This is a genomic window from Rhodococcus sp. SG20037 (assembly GCF_031763325.1).
GTDB lineage: Bacteria > Actinomycetota > Actinomycetes > Mycobacteriales > Mycobacteriaceae > Rhodococcus_F > Rhodococcus_F qingshengii.
This window is the reverse complement of the sequence record NZ_CP134497.1, coordinates 2,400,153-2,420,582: the sequence shown is the minus strand read 5'-3', so window position 1 is coordinate 2,420,582 and position 20,430 is coordinate 2,400,153. Positions and strand designations below refer to the sequence as shown.

Here is a 20,430-nt window from a genome sequence, read left to right as displayed (position 1 = left end):
TCAGCGTGACTCGGAGGGCGACTCCGACCGCTCGAGCCTTGTACCGTTGAGGTATGAGCAATATGCCGTTCGGCTTCTCCAACTCCGACGACGATCCCGATCGCGACAAGAACGCGGCGGGTGGCAATCCGTTCGGGGGTGGTGACATGCCGTTCGGGTTCGGCGCGGGCGGTGAGGGATTCGATCCGGCTCAGCTCGGCCAGATGCTCACCCAGTTCGGGCAGATGCTGAGCGGAATGGGCTCGTCGATGGGCCAGGGCGGTACGTCCGGCCCGGTCAACTACGACATCGCCAAGAAGCTGGCACGCCAACAGATCGGATCGGTCACACCGATCACCGAGGGCAACGTCAAGGCGATCGCCGACGCCGCGCACCTGGCCGAGATGTGGCTGGACGCCGCGACAACGCTCCCTGCCGGAGCGAGCCGCACTCTTGCGTGGACTCCGAACGACTGGCTCGACAACACGATCGACACGTGGAAGCGACTCTGTGATCCGGTGGCCGAGAAGGTAGCGGGCATGTGGGTCCAGGGGCTTCCGGCCGAAGCACAGCAGATGGCTGGCCCGATGCTGGGCATGCTCGGCCAGATGGGCGGACTCGCGTTCGGCTCGCAATTGGGCCAGGCACTCGGCCAACTGTCCACCGAGGTGCTCTCCTCCACTGACATCGGCCTGCCCCTCGGCCCCGAAGGCACCGCGGCCCTTCTCCCGGCTGCGGTTCAGGCTTTCAGTGAGGGTCTCGAACAGCCGCATCAGGAAGTTCTGGTTTTCCTCGCCGCGCGGGAAGCCGCTCATCAGCGCCTTTACAGTCACGTTCCGTGGCTGCGCCAGCGTGTTCTCTCGACAGTGGAGGAATACGCCCGCGGAATCACCATGGACTTCTCGGCGATGGAAGAATTCGCCAAAGACCTCGATCCATCCGCTCTCACCGATCCGAGCAAGCTCGAAGCGCTGATGCAGCAGGGCACGTTCGAGCCGCAGAACACACCGGAGCAGAAAGCCGCTCTCGAACGTCTCGAGACTCTGCTTGCGCTGGTCGAGGGTTGGGTGGAGACGGTCGTCACCGCCGCACTCGGCGAGCGACTGCCTGGTGTTGCCGCGATGAGTGAGACGTTGCGGCGTCGCCGCGCTACCGGCGGCCCCGCCGAACAGACCTTTGCGACGCTGGTCGGACTAGAACTTCGTCCTCGCAAGGTCCGCGAAGCGGCCGGGTTGTGGCAGAAGCTCACTGCGGAAGCCGGTATGGACGTTCGCGACGGCGTCTGGTCGCATCCCGACCTGATGCCCGATTCGAGCGATCTCGACGCACCGGACGGATTTGTCGCCCGTGTCCTCGGCGCCGGCGAAGCCGGTAATTTCGACGACCCGATAGCCCAGCTCGAAGCCGTCGAGGCAAAAGAGCGTGCGGCCGAGGAAGCGATGGACAAGACCCGCGAGGACGACGAAGAGAAGTAATCTCTTCTCGACACATTTTCGCAGATCAGCCGCGATGACGGCCTGTGGATAACTGCCGCTGACGTGGACTCGCCGAGGGCCCGTCGTGCCAGCATCGAATGATGACCAGTCACACGCAAGACGACGCCAGACAAGACAGCACTTCACAGCGATCCGCGGGACCCCGATGGGACCCGCGGATCGCTGTTCTGTCGCGCCCGGACGGTCGACTGCAGCTGGGATGGACCCCCGGACGTGCCGTCCTGCTGACTCTGCCTGTCGGGGTCGACGATCGCGCGGTGAAGTCGATCCTGCGCAAAATGGACGGCTCGAGATCCCGCGCAAACATCCTCTGGGAAGCGTCGAGGCGCGGGATTCCCACGTCGGTGACGGAGGAGTTGCTCGAGCAACTCGCCGATTCCGGTTTCGTCCACACTGCCCGCAGAAGCACCGCGACGGTCCGGATTCACGGTGTCGGTCCGCTCTCTGATGCCATCGAGCGCGCACTCGTCACCGGCGGGGTCAGCACGCGTCGCTCGCGCGGGTATCGCAACACCGACGTCGTGCGCACGTGGAACGAACAACTGGTGGTCCTGGCCGACGACGTCGTGACTGATCCTCGTCTGGTCAGCGATCTCGTTCGCTGCGGACTCCCCCACCTTTCCGTCCGCATCCGCGACGGCAACGGTGTGGTCGGTCCTCTTGTCCTGCCTGGTCAGTCGAGTTGCCTGCGGTGCGCAGACATCCTCCGATCCGAACTCGACCCTCATTGGCTTCATCTGTCCGCGCAGCTACTCGGCAGCGCAGGCCACGCGGAATCGGCGATGATCCATGCAAGTGTCGCGCTGGCCCTGGCCGAGATCGACTCCGCATTATCGGAGACAGCGGCGACGCATGCGGCCAGTCTGTCGTCGACGCTCGAGATCGCGCTCCGTCCGTATCGGATCACAACCAGGCGCTGGCCTCGGCAAATATCCTGCAGTTGCCAATACCTGGCACCTGTTTCGGGCAAAGGACGCCCCAGTCAGACATGATGGTGTGGTGTCCGAGATCCCACGCAAGAGTTCTGCCCGTACTGCCAAACTCGCGAGCATCCCCCTGGGGATGGCCGGTCGCGCCGCCATGGGCTTCGGACGCAAGCTCGCCGGCGGCGACAAAGGCGAGATCGACGCGCAGTTGAGCGCGAAGGCGGCCGAGCAACTGTTCGCGGTGCTGGGCGAACTCAAGGGCGGCGCGATGAAGCTGGGCCAAGCGCTCAGCGTCATGGAGGCGGCAATTCCGGAGGAATTCGCCGAGCCGTACCGCGAGTCGCTGAACAAGCTCCAGGCCGCCGCCCCGCCGCTGCCGACCAAGCAAGTCCACAAGATGCTCGACCAGCAACTCGGAACCAAGTGGCGCGACCGATTCCAGTCGTTCGACGACGAACCGACCGCGTCGGCAAGCATCGGGCAGGTTCACCGAGCCGTCTGGGCGGACGGCCGCGACGTAGCCGTGAAAGTTCAGTACCCCGGCGCCGACGAAGCTCTACGCGCCGATCTCAAGACCCTGGGCAGATTTGCCGGTCTCTTCGGTTCGGTCATGCCCGGTGTCGACGTACGGCCCGTGATCGAGGAGTTCACCGCGCGCACGGAGGAAGAACTCGACTATCGGATCGAGGCGAACAATCAGCGAGCTTTTGCCAAAGAGTTCGACGGAGATCCCCAATTCGTGATCCCGCACGTCGTGGCGAGCGCGCCGAAAGTGATCGTGACCGAATGGATGACGGCAACCCCGTTGACCAGAATCATCGAGAGTGGAACGCCGGAGCAGCGCAATGCGGCCGGTGCACTACTCGCCGAATTCCACTTCGCGTCTCCGGCCCGTGTCGGATTGCTCCACTGTGACCCGCACCCCGGCAATTTCATGCTTCTCGAGGACGGCCGACTCGGCGTCATCGACTTCGGTGCTGCTGCGCCGTTCCCGAACGGACTGCCACGGGTTCTCGGCACGATGGTGCGCTTGGCTGTCGAGGAACAATTCGACGAGTTGACGGAGTTGTTGCGCGCCAACGGTTTCGTGATCCCCGGACGCACGGTGACCGACAAGGAGATCGCGGATTACCTGCGACCCTTCACCGACCCGATCCAGACCGAGTCATTTCACTTCACTCGGGCATGGCTGCAAAAGGCCGCCGGAACCGCCACTGACTTCAACAGTGCGCAGTTCCGAACGGCCCGTGCACTCAACCTTCCGGCCGAGTATTTGATGATCTTCCGTGTTCTTCTCGGTTCGGTCGGCATATGCGCCCAGTTGGACGCATATGCCCCGTACATGGAAATCCTGACTCGTTGGTTGCCAGGGTTCGCGGAGCCGGTTCTGGATGACACCGGCTCCGCCGAATAAGACACCGGCTCCGCCGAATAGGGCTCTCACGCGCACACAAGTTGCTTGCGTGGGCGCCCTCTCGGTCTCTTGCGCGCTATGACGGCCCCCTGATCGAGGATCTCGCCGCCCCACACCCCCCACGGCTCGGCGCGGTCGAGAGCCGCACTGAGACAACGGGAACGGATGGGGCACTGCGCGCACAGTGCCTTCGCCTGCTCGAGTTCGGCCGGAGCTTCGGCGAACCAGAGATCGGGGTTGGATGCCCGGCACGGCAGGTCGCGGCGGGTGGACGCGACCTCGATGAACGTGACTGCAGCCGAAGTGACGTCGGTGGAAGTTACTGCAGTGGTGGAGTTTTCGGATTCCACGCGGATTGTCTGGGCAGACAACTCGGTCTCCTAGTGCTCGGATGCGAAACTGTGTCGCACGATATGGGTTCGATGGGTGCGAACCTGAGCCGAGTCGGAAACCAGATGAAGAGGGCTATCCAACACAAAGGCCACGGTCCGCAGGGGCTGCGGGTCCGTGGCCGTAAGTGAACGGATGTGTCCTACCGAGAAATACCTCGATGGCTTAAGAACACGGACTCGACAGCTGCTTTCTTTGCTGCTGCTTGAGGGCGCAGGCGGAGCGCATGCTGCGCCCATCCCGCTGCACGCGGCAGCATGGGGGCGGCAACAGCGAACTTTGCGCTTGCGCACGCTTCGTAAGAGATCAAGTTCGTCATTTTTTTGCCACCTCCATTTCGTGTCGGTCCGGATAGTTTCTGCGCACAGGTTGCCCCGTAACACTGAAAACCAGAGTAGAGAATCTGCCGAATCTGCACAACCTATTTTTGACCTGCGGTTATGTAACTCACCGTTGTCGATTCGGATGTGTTGTCAGATATCGAGTGTTGCCGCTCGCAGTTCACCGCGAATGACAGCTAGTACGTCTTCCCCGAAGTTGTCGAGTTTCTTCGGCCCGATTCCAGGGATCGAAACCAGTCCACGATTATCTTGTGGTCGTTGTTCGGCAATAGCCATCAGTGTGTTGTCACTGAAGACGACATAGGCCGGAACTTTGAGTTCTCGGGACTTGTCCAGACGCCAGGCCTTGAGGTGCTCGAGCAATTCCAGGTCGACATTGGACGGGCATTTTTCGCAGCGCCCGAGCATGGTCGCCGACGTCCCGATCAACGGTTTGCCGCAGACGCGGCAGCGCGGACGCTTCTTGTTTCCCGACGACGGCGCGGCGACGCGCGAGGCCGGCGAGTCCTCCGGGATTAGTCCGTTGAGAAATCTCGACCGGCGACGGGACTTGCGTCCACCCTCATTGCGGGCCAATGCCCACGACAGCTGCAGATGCTCGCGGGCGCGAGTAACCCCCACGTAGAGAAGCCGACGCTCCTCCTCCACCGCGACGTCGTCGGCGCCCGAATTGGCGTCGCCGAGAACGTGTTGGATAGGCAGGGTGCCGTCGTTGAGGCCGACCAGGAACACCGCATCCCATTCGAGCCCCTTGGCCGCGTGGAGGGAGGCCAGCGTCACACCTTGCACGGTCGGTGGGTGCCGCGCCTCGGCTCGGGCCGTGAGCTCCTGTAGAAGCCCGGTGAGCGTCAGTTCAGGTTCGTGGACAAGTTGTTCTTCGGTGAGCGCCACGAGAGCCGAGAGCGACGCCCAGCGCTCGCGTGCCTGAGTACCCGAAGGCTCTTCGTTGGTCAGGCCGAGCGGCGCGAGCACAGCGCGGACGAGTGAGACCAGCGCTTCGCCGTTGTCTGCACCTTCGGGGAGGTCGTCGCGTCCAGCTGCCTGACGCAGCGCTGCCACCGCCTGACGTACCTCGGTGCGAGTGAAGAAGCCCTCTCCACCGCGCACCTGGAACGGGATGCCCAGCTTCGTCAGGGCCTGCTCGTGCGCCTCCGACTGAGCATTGATCCGGTACAGAACAGCGATCTCGGCCGCAGGGGTGCCTGCCGCGATCAGCCGTTTGATCGCCCGCGCAACGCCGAGTGCTTCGGCCGGCTCGTCGTCGAACTCCATGAACTCCGGCTCAGGCCCCGGAGCGCGCTGCCCGATCAGCTGCAGACGCGTCCCTGCGATCCGCCCGCGCGCGGCACCGATCACGCGGTTCGCCAACGACACGACCTCAGGGGTGGAGCGGTAATCCCGTTCGAGCCGAACGACGGTCGCTTCGGGGAATTTCCGGGAGAAGTCCAACAGATAGTTGGGGGTGGCTCCGGTGAAGGAGTAGATGGTCTGATTCGCATCGCCCACCACGGTCAGATCGTCTCGGTCGCCCAGCCAGGCGTCGAGCACACGCTGCTGCAGTGGGGTGACGTCCTGATACTCGTCCACGACGAAGCAGCGATACCGCTCGCGGAACTCGTCGGCGACTGTCGAATGCTCTTCGAGAGCTGCCGCCGTGTGCAGTAGGAGATCGTCGAAATCAAGCAGCATGCCGTCCTGGCCGCGTGCTTTCAGCTCTTCGTATGCGGCATACACCTGGGCCACCTTGGTGGCATCGACCGGTGCCTCACGGCGAATCTTGGCGATCGCGCGTGGGTAATCCTCCGGCGCGATCAGCGACGCCTTCGACCACTCGATTTCACTGGCGAGGTCGCGGACGCTTTCCGTGCTGGTGGACAATCCCACCCGGGCTGCGGCACTGCTGACAACCGCGAACTTTCGGTCCAGCAGACGCCACGGCGTGTCGCCGACAACCTGCGGCCAGAAGTACTTCAGTTGACGGAGAGCAGCAGCGTGAAAAGTTCGAGCCTGCACCTGCGGCCCACTCCCGCCGACGCCCAGCTCACGGAGACGTCCACGCATTTCCCCGGCCGCACGAGCGGTGAACGTCACGGCAAGCACCTGACCGGCCGACACGTGACCGTCGGCAACCAGATGAGCGATCCGGCGCGTGATGGTGCGGGTTTTGCCTGTTCCAGCGCCCGCGAGGACACATACCGGGCCGCGTGGCGCGAGCACGGCGGCCGATTGTTCTGGATCCAGTCCGGTGTCCGCAGGCATGGGGACCATCATGGCAGGACGTTCCGACACTCCATTCGCCGCGCCCGACGGTATGTGGGCAAGAGAACACGGGCCGATACGGAACAACGCTCTCGGTCGTGGTGTTATATCCGCCGTGACTTCTACCGAAAATGCGCCTGCCCTGACCATCTACTCGACCACGTGGTGCGGCTACTGCCGTCGCCTCAAGACGCAGCTCAACGCGTCGGGGATCGAGTACACCGAGATCGACATCGAGAACGATCCGGCAGCAGCCGATTTCGTCGGCAGCGTCAACGGTGGCAATCACGTCGTTCCGACCGTGAAGTACGGCGACGGCAGCGTTGCGACCAACCCGTCGCTCAACCAGGTCAAGCAGGCTCTGGGTCTGTAGACCTTCTCCGGCTGCTACTTGACCCAGCTCTCGAGCATTCCGCGAGCGATGGAGATCGACCCGGGCAGCAGCAGTGGCGCGTCCGCTTCCGAACCCCAGTCGCCGAGTTCGAGAGCGGCGCGCACCTCGTCTTTCGTGAACCAGGTGCCCTCGGCGATCTCGCCGTCCGCGAACAGCAGCGGAGCGGCGGGGTCGCCGATTGCGGCGAAGCCCAACATCACCGAGCGAGGGAACGGCCAGGGCTGGCTCCCGAGGTATCGAACGCTGTGCACGTCGATGCCGACTTCTTCCTTGATCTCGCGGACAACACACGTTTCGAGTGACTCCCCGGCCTCGACGAATCCCGCGAGAATCGAGAAACGGCGCTGCGGCCAGGTCGGCTGACGCGCGAGTAGAACTCGATCGCCGCCGTCGTGCACCAGGCAGATGACCGCCGGATCCGTTCGGGGAAACTCCTCGTGGCCGGTGGACGTGGAAATGCGTGACCAGCCGGACATCGTGGGTTCACTCGGTGCGCCGTCGATAGCGCTGAATCCGGCACTGTCGTGCCAGTTGAGAATCGCGACCGCACCGGTCAACAAACCGGCGTCCGCGTCGTCGAGTGTTCCGCCGAGCATCCGCAATTCAGACAAAGTGCCCGCCAGCAGCGACACCCGCACCGCCCAGACGTGGCGATTCTCCCGAATTCCCAGGAACACCGCGCCGCGCACCGGTTCGGGCCCCAACTCGGTTGCCTCGGCGAAGACCAATTGACCTTCCGGCGACACCTTGACCTGACCCCGTGAATTCACACGGAGGAGCAGTGCGTCCGCCCAACCCGTCGTCAGTGCAGCGGCGTCAGACCGCAATTCCTCGGCGCGGCCGACGCTCGAGCGTGAGAGCAGAGGTGTTTCGGTCAGCTGGAAGTCGTTCACGCTCACGACATTACTGCGCGCACGAAGCTCGGTAACACTCAGTTCGTGACGCGGCGAATGTAGAGCAGTCGATCGTTCTCCTCGACGGCGTCCACCTCGGGCGAACCGACGCGAACCAGACGGCCGTCACGAACGACCCCGAGCACGATGTCGGAGAGATGACGCGGAGAGCCACCGACCTCGTCACGCTCGACGGCACGCTCGGCAATCGCGAATCCGGCCTCCGGAGTCAGCAGGTCTTCGATCATCTCCACGACGGTCGGCGTCGTGGTCGCGATGCCGAGGAGTCGACCCGCCGTCTCCGAGGACACGACGACGGAGTCTGCGCCGGACTGACGCAGAAGATGCGCGTTGTCGGCTTCACGGATGGCTGCGGCGATCTTGGCTTTCGGCGCGATTTCGCGGGCTGTCAGCGTCACGAGCACTGCGGTGTCGTCACGGTTGGTTGCCACGATGATCGACGACGCATTCTGCGCACCTGCCAACCGAAGTACGTCCGATTTCGTCGCCGAACCGAATACCGTCACCAGGCCTTTGCTCGCCGCCGAATCGAGGACGGTCTGATCGGTGTCCACGACCACGATCTCCGACGCCGGTACACCGTCACCGAGCATTGCTTCGATTGCCGTCCGCCCCTTGGTCCCGTATCCGACGACGACGGTGTGATTACGCACGTGCTGCCTCCAACGCTGAATTTTGAACGCCTGACGCGAACTCTCGGTCAGAGCTGAAAGTGTGGTTCCGACCAACACGATCAAGAAGAAGATCCGAAGTGGCGTGATCAACAGGACGTTGACCAGGCGCGCCGACGGCGTGAACGGAGTGATATCGCCGTAACCGGTGGTCGAGAGCGAAACCGTCGCATAGTAAATGCAGTCGAGCAGCGACAGCTCGTTGTCCTGTGCGTCCCGGTATCCCGCGCGATCGATGTACACGATCAACACGGCGGCGCCGAGAGCACCCAACGCGATGAGAACTCGCTTGTAGATGGCCCGCGCCGGACTTGTCTGTAGCTGGGGAATGCGCAGCACCCCGACAAGGGCGAAGTCAGGCTGATCGGTCAATGCTTCCGACCTGGTCAAACGCGCCCGGAGCTTACCGGCCATACATCGACTCTCTCACTCGAACTTACGAAATACCTACACGGACATCGGCAGGCAGCGTAACCCTCGAAGATCGACTTCGGAACTCGGGCGCCGAATAGCGCGCGGGTCGTGGCGCCGGTAGTGGCAAGAAGGTCCACCGTGAGGCAGGCTGGGCAAATGCCTTTCACCGGTTCGACGTCCACTCCCAGCCAAGCGGCCGCTCTTCGTTTGTCGGCCCTCCTTCTCGGCGCCGGCACCATGCATTTCGTGGCGCCTTCCTTCTTCGACAGCACCGTTCCCCGCCAGCTTCCCGGACAGGCCCGCACCTACACCCAGGTGTCCGGCGTCGCGGAACTGGCGATCGGCGCTGCCTTGGCCGTGCCGAAGACCCGCAAGCTCGGCGCGGGCCTTGCCGCCGCGCTCTTTGTCGCCGTGTTCCCCGCCAACATCCAGATGGCGATCGACTGGTGCCGAAGCCCGAAGACGTCCACACCGCAGAAGATCGGTTCGATCGCACGTCTTCCCCTGCAGGTTCCGCTGGTGACCGAAGCACTCAAGGCTCGTCGAAACGCAAGCTAATCTTGCGCGCCTGCCGTTCGGATGAGGCGAGCGAGAGCCTCACCGTCCGGCAGGTTCTCGGGTGCGATGGTGCGACCCGATCGAACGTAGTGAAACGCCGCCCGCACCTTGTCGGCCGGAAACTGTTCGTTGCGCCCCGCCGAACGGGCTCTGGCCGACATCAATTCGGCCCAGGCCACCCGATACGCGGCCAACTGCATCACAACAGCGTCCTCGTTGGCGGCCGACGGTTCGGCACCGGTCTTCCAGTCGATCACCGTCCATCCGCCGTCGGGATCGGCGAACACAGCGTCGATCCGACCGCGTAAAACCGTTCCGGCAATGGATGTTTCGAAAGGAACTTCCACTTCGATCGGGCTGCGATTGGCCCACGGGGACCGCAGGAACGCATCCTGAAGTTTCACCAGATCGGTCTCGGGACCCGCGCCGGTATCCGCGGCGCCGGGTAGTTCGTCGAGATCCAACAGTCGGGTCGCACCGAACCTTCGCTCGATCCAGGCGTGAAAAGCCGTGCCGCGCCGCGCGAGCGGGTTAGGTGGGTACGGCAGTGGTCTACGCAGCCGTGCCGCGAGTTCATCCGGATCTGCCTTGAGGTCGACGAGCTGAGTCACCGAAAGCTGCGCCGGGAGAATCACTTCGGCACGCGCGTTTGCCCGGGCTTCGCGCTCGGCCAGTAGAACGTCGACGTCCGAGGCCCAGTTCTCCGGATCGTCCTCCGGTTCTTCCGTCTCTTCGCTGTCTTGCGGCAGCGATGCAAGTGCGGACAGGACGCTCGCGGCTCCGGCCTCGACCGCGCCGCGACGCGCACCCAGCGGGTCGGGCGGCCACTGCGCAGTACGGGGTGTGGAGGCCAACGGGTTCTCGGTGTCGGGTTCCGGTGCAGGCGCCCATTCCTCCACGACGCCGATCGCACCGCGTGAGTCTTCTTCACCGGCATCGTTTTCGGCCGTGACCATCTGATGCAGCTCGTCCAGGAACTCCGAAGGCCCCTTCGGTTCCGAACCGGATTCCGCCCAGTGATGCGCCGAGATGAACAGCGCCCGTTCGGTTCTGGTCAGCGCGACGTAGAACAGTCGCCGGTCCTCGTCCAGTCGACGGTTGGACAAGGCCTTCTTGTGCGCCGTGATCGCGTTCTCGAGGTCCTTGCGGTTGTACAGCTCCTCGAGGTCGAGCACCGGAACTCCGTCGGCCGAATCCGCGTCGACGGCCCGGTCACCACGCAACGACGGTGGCAGTTCGGCGAGCGCCCCGAGCCACGATCCGGACGCGGTGGACGAGGGGAACACCCCGTCGCTGACATGCGGGATCGCCACTACTTCCCATTCGAGCCCCTTCGCCGAGTGCACGGTCAAGATCTGCACGCGATCCGGCGCCACCTCCACTTCGCCCGGAGTGAGGCCCTTTTCGATCTGTTCGGCGGCCGCGAAGAATGCGAGCATCCCGGGCAGATTGGCTGTTGGACGCGTCGCGTAATTGGCGACGACGTCGGCAAATGCGTCGAGATGCTCGCGGCCCGCGGTCCCGACGACACCGACTCGGGTTCGCGCGCCTGCCTCGATTCCGATACCGAGCACCCGCTCGACCTCCGCCACCAGTTCGGTGAGCGGCTGGCCGATACGTTCGCGCAACGACGCCAACTCTGCCGCTATCGCGTTGATGCGTGTGTACCCGAGAGCTGAATAACGTTCTGCCGGTCCTGGATCGGAGATCGAATCGACCAATCCTGCTTGCTCGGCGTTCTCCCCCGGCAGCGCGTCCTGAACTGCCGAGGTGAGCGCCTCGGCGTCGGTGACCGCACCCGCTGTTCCGTATCCGGCGGAGATGGCAAGTTCGCGGGAGCGTTGCGAGAGTGCGGCGAGGTCCTTCGCGCCGATCTGCCATCTCGCTCCGGTGAGCAGCCGAACGGCGGCGCTGCCCGCCAGCGGATCGGCGACCACTCGGAGCATGGCGATCACGTCCGCCACCTCGGGTGTGTGCAGGAGCCCACCGAGTCCGACCACTTCGACTGGCAGACCTTTGGACCGCAAAGCCTCGGCCAGCGGGGCAGCATCGGCGTTGCGGCGGATCAACACCGCTGCCGTGGGCGTCGGGCGGTCTTCGGCACGTGCCGCCTCGTATTCTTCGGCGATCTTCTCCGCAACCCACTGACGTTCCTGTTCGACGTCTCCGAGCAGCGCCAGTCGAACGTCTCCGGCGACGGCTCCCGGCCGCGCACGAAGTGTGCTGACGGCCACACCGCGTCGGCGCAACGGTGCCGACGACAGGTTTGCCAGTTCGAGAGCCTCCGGCGGGTTACGCCAACTGGTGAGCAGTTCGAGCGTCGGAGCCGGCTTTCCGTTGGCAAGCGGGAAGTCGGTTGCAAACCGTGGCAGGTTGGCCGCCGACGCGCCTCGCCAACCGTAGATCGACTGCATCGGATCGCCGACGGCTGTCAGCGCCAACCGGCCGTCGGCTCCCCCGCCGAACAACGAGGACAACAACACTCGCTGAGCGTGACCGGTGTCCTGGTACTCGTCGAGAAGAACTACCCGAAAGCGCTCACGCTCGGTTTGCCCGACCTCGGGATGTTCGGAGGCGACACGGGCCGACAGCGACATCTGGCTGCCGAAATCCAATGCGCCTTCACGCCGCAGCGTCTCACCCAGCCGGGCAACGAGGGGCAGTAGCTCGATGCGTTTGTGTTGCACATCAAGGTAATTCAACAGCTCTTTGCTCGGCCCACCCCGCTGTTTCGGACCGGCGGGCAGAGTGTGAATCAGCTTGTCCAACTCGGTGTGAGCCTCGAGCAACTGCTCGGGGTCGACCAGGTGCTCCGCCAACTGACCGGCAAGGGCCAGAACGGTTTCGGTGATGGACCCCGGATTCTTGTCGGTGTCCAGATCACTGTCCCAGCCGCTCACGACGCGGTGCGCAACCTGCCACAGTTCGGTCTCGGACAACAGCGTCGCCGAGGGTTCGATCGGCAACAGCAGTCCATGCTCGGACAGCAACCGTCCCGCGTAAGCATGGTAGGTACTGACTTCGGGTTCCCCGGCCAGAATCCGGGAACGCACTCCGCCGGTCGGGTCGAGTGCCCGCAGAACGTCCGAACCCGCCAGTCGCGCCAAGCGCTTGCGGATTCGCGACGTGAGCTGTTGTGCCGCTTTGCGCGTGAAGGTCAATCCGAGAACGGCCTCGGGATCGACGAAGCCGTTGGCCACCAGCCACACGACGCGAGCAGCCATCGTCTCGGTCTTACCGGCACCGGCACCGGCGACGACCAATGTCGGACCGAGCGGTGCGGCGATGACTGCCGCCTGTTCCGGCGTCGGCGGGTGTTGACCGAGCGCGACCGCCAGGTCGACAGGATCGATCTTCGGTCGGCGTGCCTTCTGCGTCGCGGCAGCCACTTAGTTACTCACCTGTCGTCCCTCGTCGTGTGCCGGGCAACTCGAGCGCACCGGGCAATGTCTACATCCGTCGTTGACCCTGGCCAGATACTGCGGCCCTTGGGTCGCTGCCGCTGCGTTGTGGATGACGTCTCGCCACATCTCGACGGCTTCGGCCGTCAGCGGCGGCTGAACTCGCTGCGCCGCACCGTCTTTCTTGTTGGACTTGGCCACGAATACCAGGCGTGCACCGCCGGGTTGTGTGGCCGGTTCGCCGGCAATCGCACCTTCGGCCGCTGCGACCTGGTACGCCGCCAACTGCGCGTGAGATTGCGCGGCCTCGTTGCTGACAGGGTTTCGCGCAGTCTTGACGTCGACAACCACCGGACGGCCTTCGGTGTCGCGCTCGAGCCGGTCGATCCGGCCACGAAGCTTGACCGCAGGCGCTCCCTCCTCACGTGGTTCGAGGACCCCCTCGACCGCGACCTCGACGCCGACTTCGGTCAGTTCACCGCGAGTTGCGTTCATCCAGGCGTTGAACGTCGCCAGCATCTCCCGAGTTCGATTGAGTTCGCGGCGCGAGTACCACTGCGATCCCAGATCGATGGATTCCCAGGCATTTTCGAGTGCCTTCTCGACCTGATCCGGTGGAATCCGGCCGGCCAATGCCTGCACCAAGGTATGGACCAGCGTACCGGCGATCGCATGAGTGTTGTCTCCGTCGCTGCCGCCATGACGCTCGAACACCCATCGGAGAGGGCATGTTTCGAGAAGCTCGATGGTGGACGGCGATAGTGAAACCGGTCCGTCCTCGGGCTGCCACATGGGAGCAGCGGTACTCGGCTCGGCTGTGCCGTACCACTGATCCGGGTGCGCGCCCCGTACCCCGGCAGCAGCCAGACGTGCCAACTGGCGAGCGGCCCGGGAATGCTTCTCGGGGTCGAAATGCGCGATGTCGGGATCACACACGACGCTGCGAAGCTGTGCGACCAGTGCAGGCAGCGACAGAACCCGGGTATCCCCGGTCTCGGGTGCAACGACGTCGAGATCGGAGGACGGATCGTCCGAGTACGCGTCACCACGGATCAATTCGTCCACGAACCGCGAAGGCACCAAGTCGGTGTCCCCCGAAGCCGATTCGACTGCGGTGATCAGCAGACGGCGACGAGCACGGCTACAGGCAACCAGGAACAACCTGCGTTCTTCGGCCAGAAGCGGTGCGGTTCGCGAGAGTCGTTCGGCAGCCGAGTCACTGCCGTCGGAGACTCCGTTGACCAGGTCGATCAGCGCTTCGGTACGCAGTAGCGATCCGCGTGCCCGCAAACTCGGCCAGAGCCCCTCCTGCACACCCGCCACCGCCACGACCGCCCATTCGCGACCCGCCGCGGCGTGAGCGCTGACCACGGTGACGGCGTCGGGAGTGATGACCGACCGGCTCCGCGAGTCGGTCGGTATCTCCTGGCTGGTCAAGTAGTCGACGAAACCGGCGAGTTGCGAACGCGGCAACCGGTCGACGTAGTTGGCGGCCGCGTCGAAAAGTGCGACGACTGCGTCGAGGTCTCGATCGGCCTGTGAGCCGATAGGTCCGCCGCGCGCCGACGCAGCCGCCCAGCGTCGTTCCAGCCCCGTCGCCTGCCATGCTGCCCACAGAACTTCTTCGACCCCGAGACCTCGCTCGAGAGGCACTCGGGCCTTGCGAAGGACCGACAGCACGCGATTGAGTGCCGCAGCTTCGACGTCTGTCAACTTGCCCATGAGGCGCTTGGACTGCGCACGATCCTCGTCGATCAGAATGAGCCGCAACAACTCCGAGGAGTCCCGATCACTTCCCGATGCCAACTCGACCCGGCGCAGGCCACGACGCAACCGGCGCAGGGTGACCGGCTCGGCGCCGCCGATGGGACCGGCCATCAGGGCAAGCGCGTCGTCGCCGGTGAACTGATCGCCGCCGAGCGCCCGAAGGACCAGCAGCAGGCCGGACACTCCGTGTTGCCTGGCCAGCGGCAATTCGGTGGCAGCGGTCGTGACGGGTACCCCGGCCGCGAGCAGCGCTCGCCGGAGAGGGGCGAGAGTGCGCGGGACCGACCGAACGATGACGGCCATGTCGGACCACGCAATCCCGTCCAGCAGATGCGCCCGGCGCAAGGTATCTGCGACGACTGCCGCTTCTTTGGCCGTCGTACCGAGAACCCGCACCGACGCCCGCCCCGGGTCCTCATCGGCGAGATCGGATGGAACCGCGATGCGATGAGCAAGGTTGCCGGGCAGCCGCGCAGCGATCTTGGCCGCGATCGACGCGACGTCGGCGTTGTTGCGAAACGTGGTGGGCAGGACGATCTGGCGCTCGTCTCCGCGCTCGGCGAGTCCGAGTAGGAACGCCGAATCCGCACCGCGGAACCCGAAGACCGACTGATCGGGATCACCGGCGATGACCGTGCCCGCAGTTGCGGTTCCGATCAGCCGAACCAGCTGCGCCGCCTGCGGATCCAGATGTTGTGCGTCGTCGACGAGTAGGTGCCGGATCCGAGCGCGCTCGGAGCGAAGCAATTCGGGATCGGTGGCGAACGCGGTCAATGCCGCACCGATCAACTCGGCCGCGTCGAGTGCCGGCGCCGTCGCCTCCGGAGCCTCGACACCGACACTGCCGCGTAGCAGCACGCCTTGCTCGTAGGCCTCGGCGAACCGCCCGGCCGCCACCCACTCCGGACGGCCACGCTTCTTGCCGAGCTTGACCAGATCTTCGGGACCGAGTCCGCGTTCGTTCGCTCGCAGCATCAGATCTCGAAGTTCGACGGCAAAGCCGTTCAAACCCAATGCGGGTCGCAGGCGCTCCGGCCACCGGAGCGCACCGTCTTCGATGTCGCCGCGCAACATCTCTCGGAGCACCGAGTCCTGCTCGGCGCCGGTGATCAGGCGTGGCGGCGCGTTGCCGTGCGCTGCGGCTTGAAGCCGGAGTACGGCAAAGGCGTACGAGTGAACGGTGCGGACCAACGGCTCACGAGTTGCCTGCGGTCCGCGTTCTTGTTCGTACCCGAGCAACCCGGCCGTGATCTGCTCGCGGACCTGCGTCGCTGCCCGGCGCGACTGGGTGAGCACCAGGACCGATTCAGGATCTTCGCCACCGGAGATCTTCTGCACTGCCAGATCCACGAGAAGGGACGTCTTGCCCGTTCCGGGGCTGCCGAGTACCTGCCAGGGACTCCAGGCGGCCCCCGAGCCGAATGAAACAGGGCCGAACGCGAGTTGGAAAGGATCCTCGGACGGCGGCGCGAACAGCCGGGCCGTCCCTCCGTCCCATGTTCGGGGTATCGGAGACGGCGCAGTTCGGTGCACCAACCGCGCCCGCGGGATGGTGACCTTGCTGCGTGTTGCCGTCTCACTCACCCAGGCATTCCACCAGAGCGCACCGACAACTCACACATCGCCTGCTTCCGGCATGATTGACCTCGTGTCTGCACTCCATACGTATCTCTACGGACCCGTCGGGGCACCGGAGATCCTTTCGCTGCACGGTCTGACCGGTCACGGCCGACGTTGGCAGTCGATGGCCGAGAACCAACTGCCCGAAGCGCGCTGGATCTCGCCGGATCTACGCGGTCACGGGCGTTCCACCTGGGCTCCTCCGTGGAACATCGAATCCCACGTGGCGAGCCTGCTGGAGACGCTCGACGAACATGCCACCGGACCGGTGGTGATCGTCGCGCATTCTTTCGGCGGAATGCTGGCGCTGCACCTCGCGGCCACCGCACCGGAACGCATTCGTGGGCTCGTCCTGCTCGACCCGGCGATCGGGTTGGATCCGACTTTCATGCAGGAAGTGGCCGAACTCACAATCGGCTCACCGGATTACACCGATGCGGCAGAGGCCTACTCCGAGAAGATTCACGGCTCGTGGGGTGAGGTTCCCACCCAGGACCTCGACGTCGAGATGGCTGAACACCTGATCGAACTGGGCAATGGACGCGTCAACTGGCGCCTGTCCACGCCCGCGATCGTGACCGGGTGGGGCGAACTCGCTCGTCCGATCGTGCTGCCTCCGTCGTCGATGCCCACCGTGCTGGTTCAGGCGATGAAGGTCCAACCGCCGTACGTCACCGACGAGTTCCGGGCAGCGCTCACCGAGCACCTCGGTGAAAATCTGACCGGTGTCGAATTCGACTGTGACCACATGGTCCCGCACGTGCGGGCCGACGAAGTCGCCGCCCTCGTTCGCAGCATGCTCTGAAGGAACCGACATGGCAGCCACCACCGAAGAGCAGATCGAAGAGGTACGGCGCCTCATCGCGTCGATTCCGGCCGGTTTCGTGGCGACGTACGGCGATATCGCTGATGCTGCAGGACTTTCCAGTGCTCGCACGGTCGGTTGGATCATGCGAACGGACTCTGCCGACCTGCCGTGGCATCGGGTTCTCGGCGCCTCCGGCAAACCGTCGGCGCACCTGGCTCATCGTCAGATCGCCAAGCTCGAACTCGAAGGCGTGCCGATCAAGGACGGTCGGATCGACCTGAAGAAAGCTCGGTATCACTTCTGATTCACGTGTCACCGGTCGTCGTGACGCGGGCGATGGGGCAGCATGGAGGTATGACCGTCACGCCGCCGACCGCCGCCCTCATTCTGGCGGGTGGTCGCGGGACCCGAATGGGTGGTGTCGACAAACCCGGCCTGCTCGTTCACGGCCGCAGGCTCCTCGACATCGCGCTTTCAGCGACGGCGCATCTGGACGCCGTCGTCGTGGTCGGTCCACATCGCCCTGAACTTGATCCTGGCATCACTCAAACTCAGGAAACTCCGGCCGGAGCCGGCCCTGTCGAGGCGATCTGGGCCGGATTGTCTGCGACCCTGTTACCCGACGACGCCGTGGTGGTGGTCCTGGCGTCCGATCTGCCGCACATCGAGGCCGTATCAGTCGACGCTTTGATAGCTGCCACGTCGACGGACAGTCCGGTGACGTGTGCCGTGGACGAGAACAACCGAACCCAATTCCTGCTCTCCGCGTGGACATTTCGCGAGCTCCGGCAACGCCTGTCCACATTGCGGGAGAGTTCGGGGTTGGAGAATCAACCTATGAAAGCGATTGTCACCGAACCGTTCTCGACGCTGCGTGTCACTGGCACCACTGACTGCGACACACCGGCGGACATCGACCGCGCGCGAAACCATCCGCGCCTGACGATCGAGCAAGCCCGCGCCGCCGTCAGGAACTCGCTGACAGCATTGTCACCACATCGGGCCGCCCTCGCCGACAGTCTCGGAGCAACGCTCGCGCAGCCTCTCGTCGCCCTGGGTGATCTTCCTCGATCCGATGTCTCGGCGATGGACGGGTACGCCGTCTCCGGCGAGGGTCCCTGGCGAATCCGCACCGAGATCCGTATCGCGGGCGCCGACGGGCAACTCGAACTCGGTGAAGGCGAAGCGATTCGCATTGCCACGGGAGCACACCTGCCCCTCGGCGCCACCTCGGTGATTCGTGACGAGTATCTGTCCGTCGACGAGCCATCTCGGATGGTACGGAGACTGCCGGATGCGCCGCACCGCAACGACGCTCGACCACGAGGGGAAGATTGGACCACCGGATTCACGATCGCCCCGACTGGTACCGCGGTGACTCCGGCGGTGGTCTCCGCAGCTGCCAGCGGTGAAGTGTTCGACGCCCTCGTCCGTGGTCCGGTACGGGCACGCGTGACAGTCACCGGCGACGAGATCCGGCGGACCGGTCCACTGCGTGAAGGTCAGACCCGCGACTCCGTCGGTAGGATTCTCCCCTACCTATTGGAAAGCAACGGCGTACGGTGCGTGGCGAATTCGCACCTGCGAGACACTGCCGACAGTTTCGAGCGTGTACTGGCGGATGCGACTGAACAGGACCTGCTTGTTGTCATTGGTGCGACGGGCGGCGGCGCTGCCGACGAAATGCGCAGTGCGCTCGATCGACTCGGCGCTCGCACGATTGTCGGGCGAGTCGCCTCGCGCCCGGGCGGATCTCAGATAACGGCTGTCCTGCCCAGTGGTCGGGTGGTTCTCGGCCTCCCCGGCAACCCGTACGCCGCAGTGACCACCCTGTTGACGATGCTGCCCACCGTCGTGGCCGCCTTGACGGGAAGCGACACACCACCGCGACTGCTCGGCATCATCGAGAACGCCGCTGCGGTGACTTCCGATGCGGTACGCCTACTGCCGGTCACACAATCCGCCGACGGTCGCTGGCGCGCCGAACCGTCTGTACGTACCGCACACCTGGCGGGGTTGATCGGGCGCTCCGCGTTTGCACTCGTTCCGCCACACGCGGAAGACGATGCCGTCGCCGAAGTGGTTGTCCTCCCACGCTGATCGGGTCAGTCGTTTGGGCGCCTACGCCGGTTGACCCCGACCACGCCGACCACTGTCGCAAGCACCAGCGAATACACGCCCCACAGCACCAAGAACGGCAGCAGCCACCCGGCATCAACGGTCTGACCGCGCGGTCCGACGCAATACAGCGTGAAATTGGTGGACGTACCGTCGCCGTCGGAAAAGGTATCCGAGACGACCATCGCGCTCGATGTGGGAGCTTCACAGAAAATCGGCGCCAAATGAGCGACCTGTCCTGGCCAGATCACCGAAGACAGTAGTGCAGCAAAGATTCCCACGACCACGATCACCGCTACGGAGATCAGCGACGGAGCGATACGGCGGCTCACAGCGGGTGCACCAGGAAGGGAGTTCCGTCAGGCTCGAAGACCACCAGCGCCCGCGAGCGTGGAGATTCCACCATCACGGATGCGCGAATCGCCTCGGTGCGACTGACCGAGATCCCGGTGACTTCGCCGTCGTCGACACCGCTGTTCTCCAGCGCGTCGTCGACCAACTTCTCGAGGTTCGTCAATGCCGGCACTTGATCCAGCGTGAACGATCGTGCATCGAGATCGTCGGTGACACTGACTTGCACGGGGCTCGGCTCGCCGAGAATGACTCCGTCGAAAGAGAATCTGTCGAGCTGGGTCGGCTTCCCGGGGTCTCGAACGGTGACTCCGAGCGTCTCGATCGGGCTGATGTCGATGCTGGTCACCGATACCGCGTCGACGCCGTATCTATGTGCGAGGCTGTCGAACCCGCCTCGCACCAACTCCGACGTCATCCCACCGCCACGTTCGCGCATCTGATTGTCGAAATCCATCCGATCGACGGCACCGATACATCCGCTCAGACTCGTGGCCGCCAAAGCGATGGCTACCGTCCACAGCGCCGACCGCACCTGCGAGGACGCGAATTTCATGAGCGGAGCGTACCGCGAGTGTCCGGTTCCATCCCGGTGGACTGCGCGTCGCA

The 20,430-nt window shown here is 64.5% G+C and carries 16 protein-coding genes; 8 read left to right on the top strand and 8 right to left on the bottom strand.

Annotated elements, in window-relative coordinates; translation table 11 throughout:
- Positions 1 to 53: 53 nt before the first annotated feature.
- The 3 genes from RHP72_RS11210 (at position 54) to RHP72_RS11200 (ending at position 3,815) form a co-directional block, all read left to right on the top strand.
- Positions 54 to 1,454, top strand: coding sequence for a zinc-dependent metalloprotease (locus RHP72_RS11210; RefSeq protein ID WP_311094689.1), 1,401 nt, complete (start codon positions 54 to 56; stop codon positions 1,452 to 1,454).
- A 98-nt stretch (positions 1,455 to 1,552) separates the two neighbouring features.
- Positions 1,553 to 2,467 carry a hypothetical protein gene (locus RHP72_RS11205; RefSeq protein WP_311094688.1) on the top strand — a complete coding sequence of 305 codons (915 nt, stop codon included), beginning with the start codon at positions 1,553 to 1,555 and terminating at the stop codon, positions 2,465 to 2,467.
- A gap of 4 nt (positions 2,468 to 2,471) precedes the next feature.
- Positions 2,472 to 3,815, top strand: a complete 1,344-nt coding sequence (locus tag RHP72_RS11200; RefSeq protein WP_311094687.1) for an AarF/UbiB family protein — start codon at positions 2,472 to 2,474, stop codon at positions 3,813 to 3,815.
- A 26-nt stretch (positions 3,816 to 3,841) separates the two neighbouring features.
- On the opposite strand, the gene RHP72_RS11195 is transcribed toward RHP72_RS11200, so the two are convergent.
- Together RHP72_RS11195 and RHP72_RS11190 are read right to left on the bottom strand one after the other, a co-directional pair.
- Positions 3,842 to 4,165 carry a WhiB family transcriptional regulator gene (locus tag RHP72_RS11195; protein ID WP_003942321.1) on the bottom strand — a complete coding sequence of 108 codons (324 nt, stop codon included), beginning with the start codon at positions 4,163 to 4,165 and terminating at the stop codon, positions 3,842 to 3,844.
- 513 nt (positions 4,166 to 4,678) lie between these two features.
- Complete coding sequence (locus RHP72_RS11190) at positions 4,679 to 6,817, bottom strand: ATP-dependent DNA helicase UvrD2 (protein ID WP_003942300.1); 2,139 nt, start codon at positions 6,815 to 6,817, stop codon at positions 4,679 to 4,681.
- A 103-nt stretch (positions 6,818 to 6,920) separates the two neighbouring features.
- Here RHP72_RS11190 and RHP72_RS11185 point away from each other — a divergent pair, with 103 nt between their 5' ends.
- Entirely contained in the window at positions 6,921 to 7,178 is a 258-nt protein-coding gene (locus RHP72_RS11185; protein WP_003942350.1) for a mycoredoxin, read from the top strand.
- A 14-nt stretch (positions 7,179 to 7,192) separates the two neighbouring features.
- On the opposite strand, the gene nudC is transcribed toward RHP72_RS11185, so the two are convergent.
- Both nudC and RHP72_RS11175 read right to left on the bottom strand, forming a co-directional pair.
- On the bottom strand, positions 7,193 to 8,092 hold the full coding sequence (gene nudC / locus RHP72_RS11180) for an NAD(+) diphosphatase (RefSeq protein WP_007731249.1): 900 nt from the start codon (positions 8,090 to 8,092) through the stop codon (positions 7,193 to 7,195).
- 38 nt (positions 8,093 to 8,130) lie between these two features.
- Positions 8,131 to 9,198, bottom strand: a complete 1,068-nt coding sequence (locus RHP72_RS11175) for a TrkA family potassium uptake protein (protein ID WP_003942296.1) — start codon at positions 9,196 to 9,198, stop codon at positions 8,131 to 8,133.
- A gap of 156 nt (positions 9,199 to 9,354) precedes the next feature.
- Between RHP72_RS11175 and RHP72_RS11170 the strand changes: the two genes are divergently transcribed.
- Positions 9,355 to 9,756 (top strand): hypothetical protein, encoded by a 402-nt coding sequence (locus tag RHP72_RS11170; protein ID WP_003942341.1) that lies wholly within the window; start codon positions 9,355 to 9,357, stop codon positions 9,754 to 9,756.
- Here RHP72_RS11170 and RHP72_RS11165 read toward each other — a convergent pair.
- Positions 9,753 to 13,145, bottom strand: a complete 3,393-nt coding sequence (locus RHP72_RS11165; RefSeq protein WP_047271670.1) for an ATP-dependent DNA helicase — start codon at positions 13,143 to 13,145, stop codon at positions 9,753 to 9,755. The two genes, RHP72_RS11170 and RHP72_RS11165, sit on opposite strands and share 4 nt — an antisense overlap.
- A complete protein-coding gene (locus RHP72_RS11160) occupies positions 13,146 to 16,508 on the bottom strand; it encodes an ATP-dependent DNA helicase (protein ID WP_311094686.1) in 3,363 nt (1,120 codons plus the stop codon).
- Positions 16,509 to 16,560: 52 nt separating this feature from the next.
- Between RHP72_RS11160 and RHP72_RS11155 the strand changes: the two genes are divergently transcribed.
- The 3 genes from RHP72_RS11155 to RHP72_RS11145 are packed head-to-tail and all read left to right on the top strand — an operon-like array spanning position 16,561 to position 19,452.
- A complete protein-coding gene (locus RHP72_RS11155) occupies positions 16,561 to 17,349 on the top strand; it encodes an alpha/beta hydrolase (protein ID WP_007731246.1) in 789 nt (262 codons plus the stop codon).
- A 10-nt stretch (positions 17,350 to 17,359) separates the two neighbouring features.
- Entirely contained in the window at positions 17,360 to 17,656 is a 297-nt protein-coding gene (locus tag RHP72_RS11150; RefSeq protein WP_003942322.1) for an MGMT family protein, read from the top strand.
- A gap of 50 nt (positions 17,657 to 17,706) precedes the next feature.
- Positions 17,707 to 19,452: an NTP transferase domain-containing protein gene (locus tag RHP72_RS11145; RefSeq protein WP_311094684.1), complete on the top strand. Its 1,746-nt coding sequence runs from the start codon at positions 17,707 to 17,709 to the stop codon at positions 19,450 to 19,452.
- A gap of 5 nt (positions 19,453 to 19,457) precedes the next feature.
- Here RHP72_RS11145 and RHP72_RS11140 read toward each other — a convergent pair whose 3' ends face one another.
- Both RHP72_RS11140 and RHP72_RS11135 read right to left on the bottom strand, forming a co-directional pair.
- Entirely contained in the window at positions 19,458 to 19,802 is a 345-nt protein-coding gene (locus RHP72_RS11140; RefSeq protein WP_311094682.1) for a hypothetical protein, read from the bottom strand.
- Positions 19,799 to 20,377, bottom strand: a complete 579-nt coding sequence (locus RHP72_RS11135) for a hypothetical protein (RefSeq protein WP_042922177.1) — start codon at positions 20,375 to 20,377, stop codon at positions 19,799 to 19,801. The genes RHP72_RS11140 and RHP72_RS11135 overlap by 4 nt, the downstream gene beginning before the upstream one ends.
- Between the last annotated feature and the right edge of the window lie 53 nt (positions 20,378 to 20,430).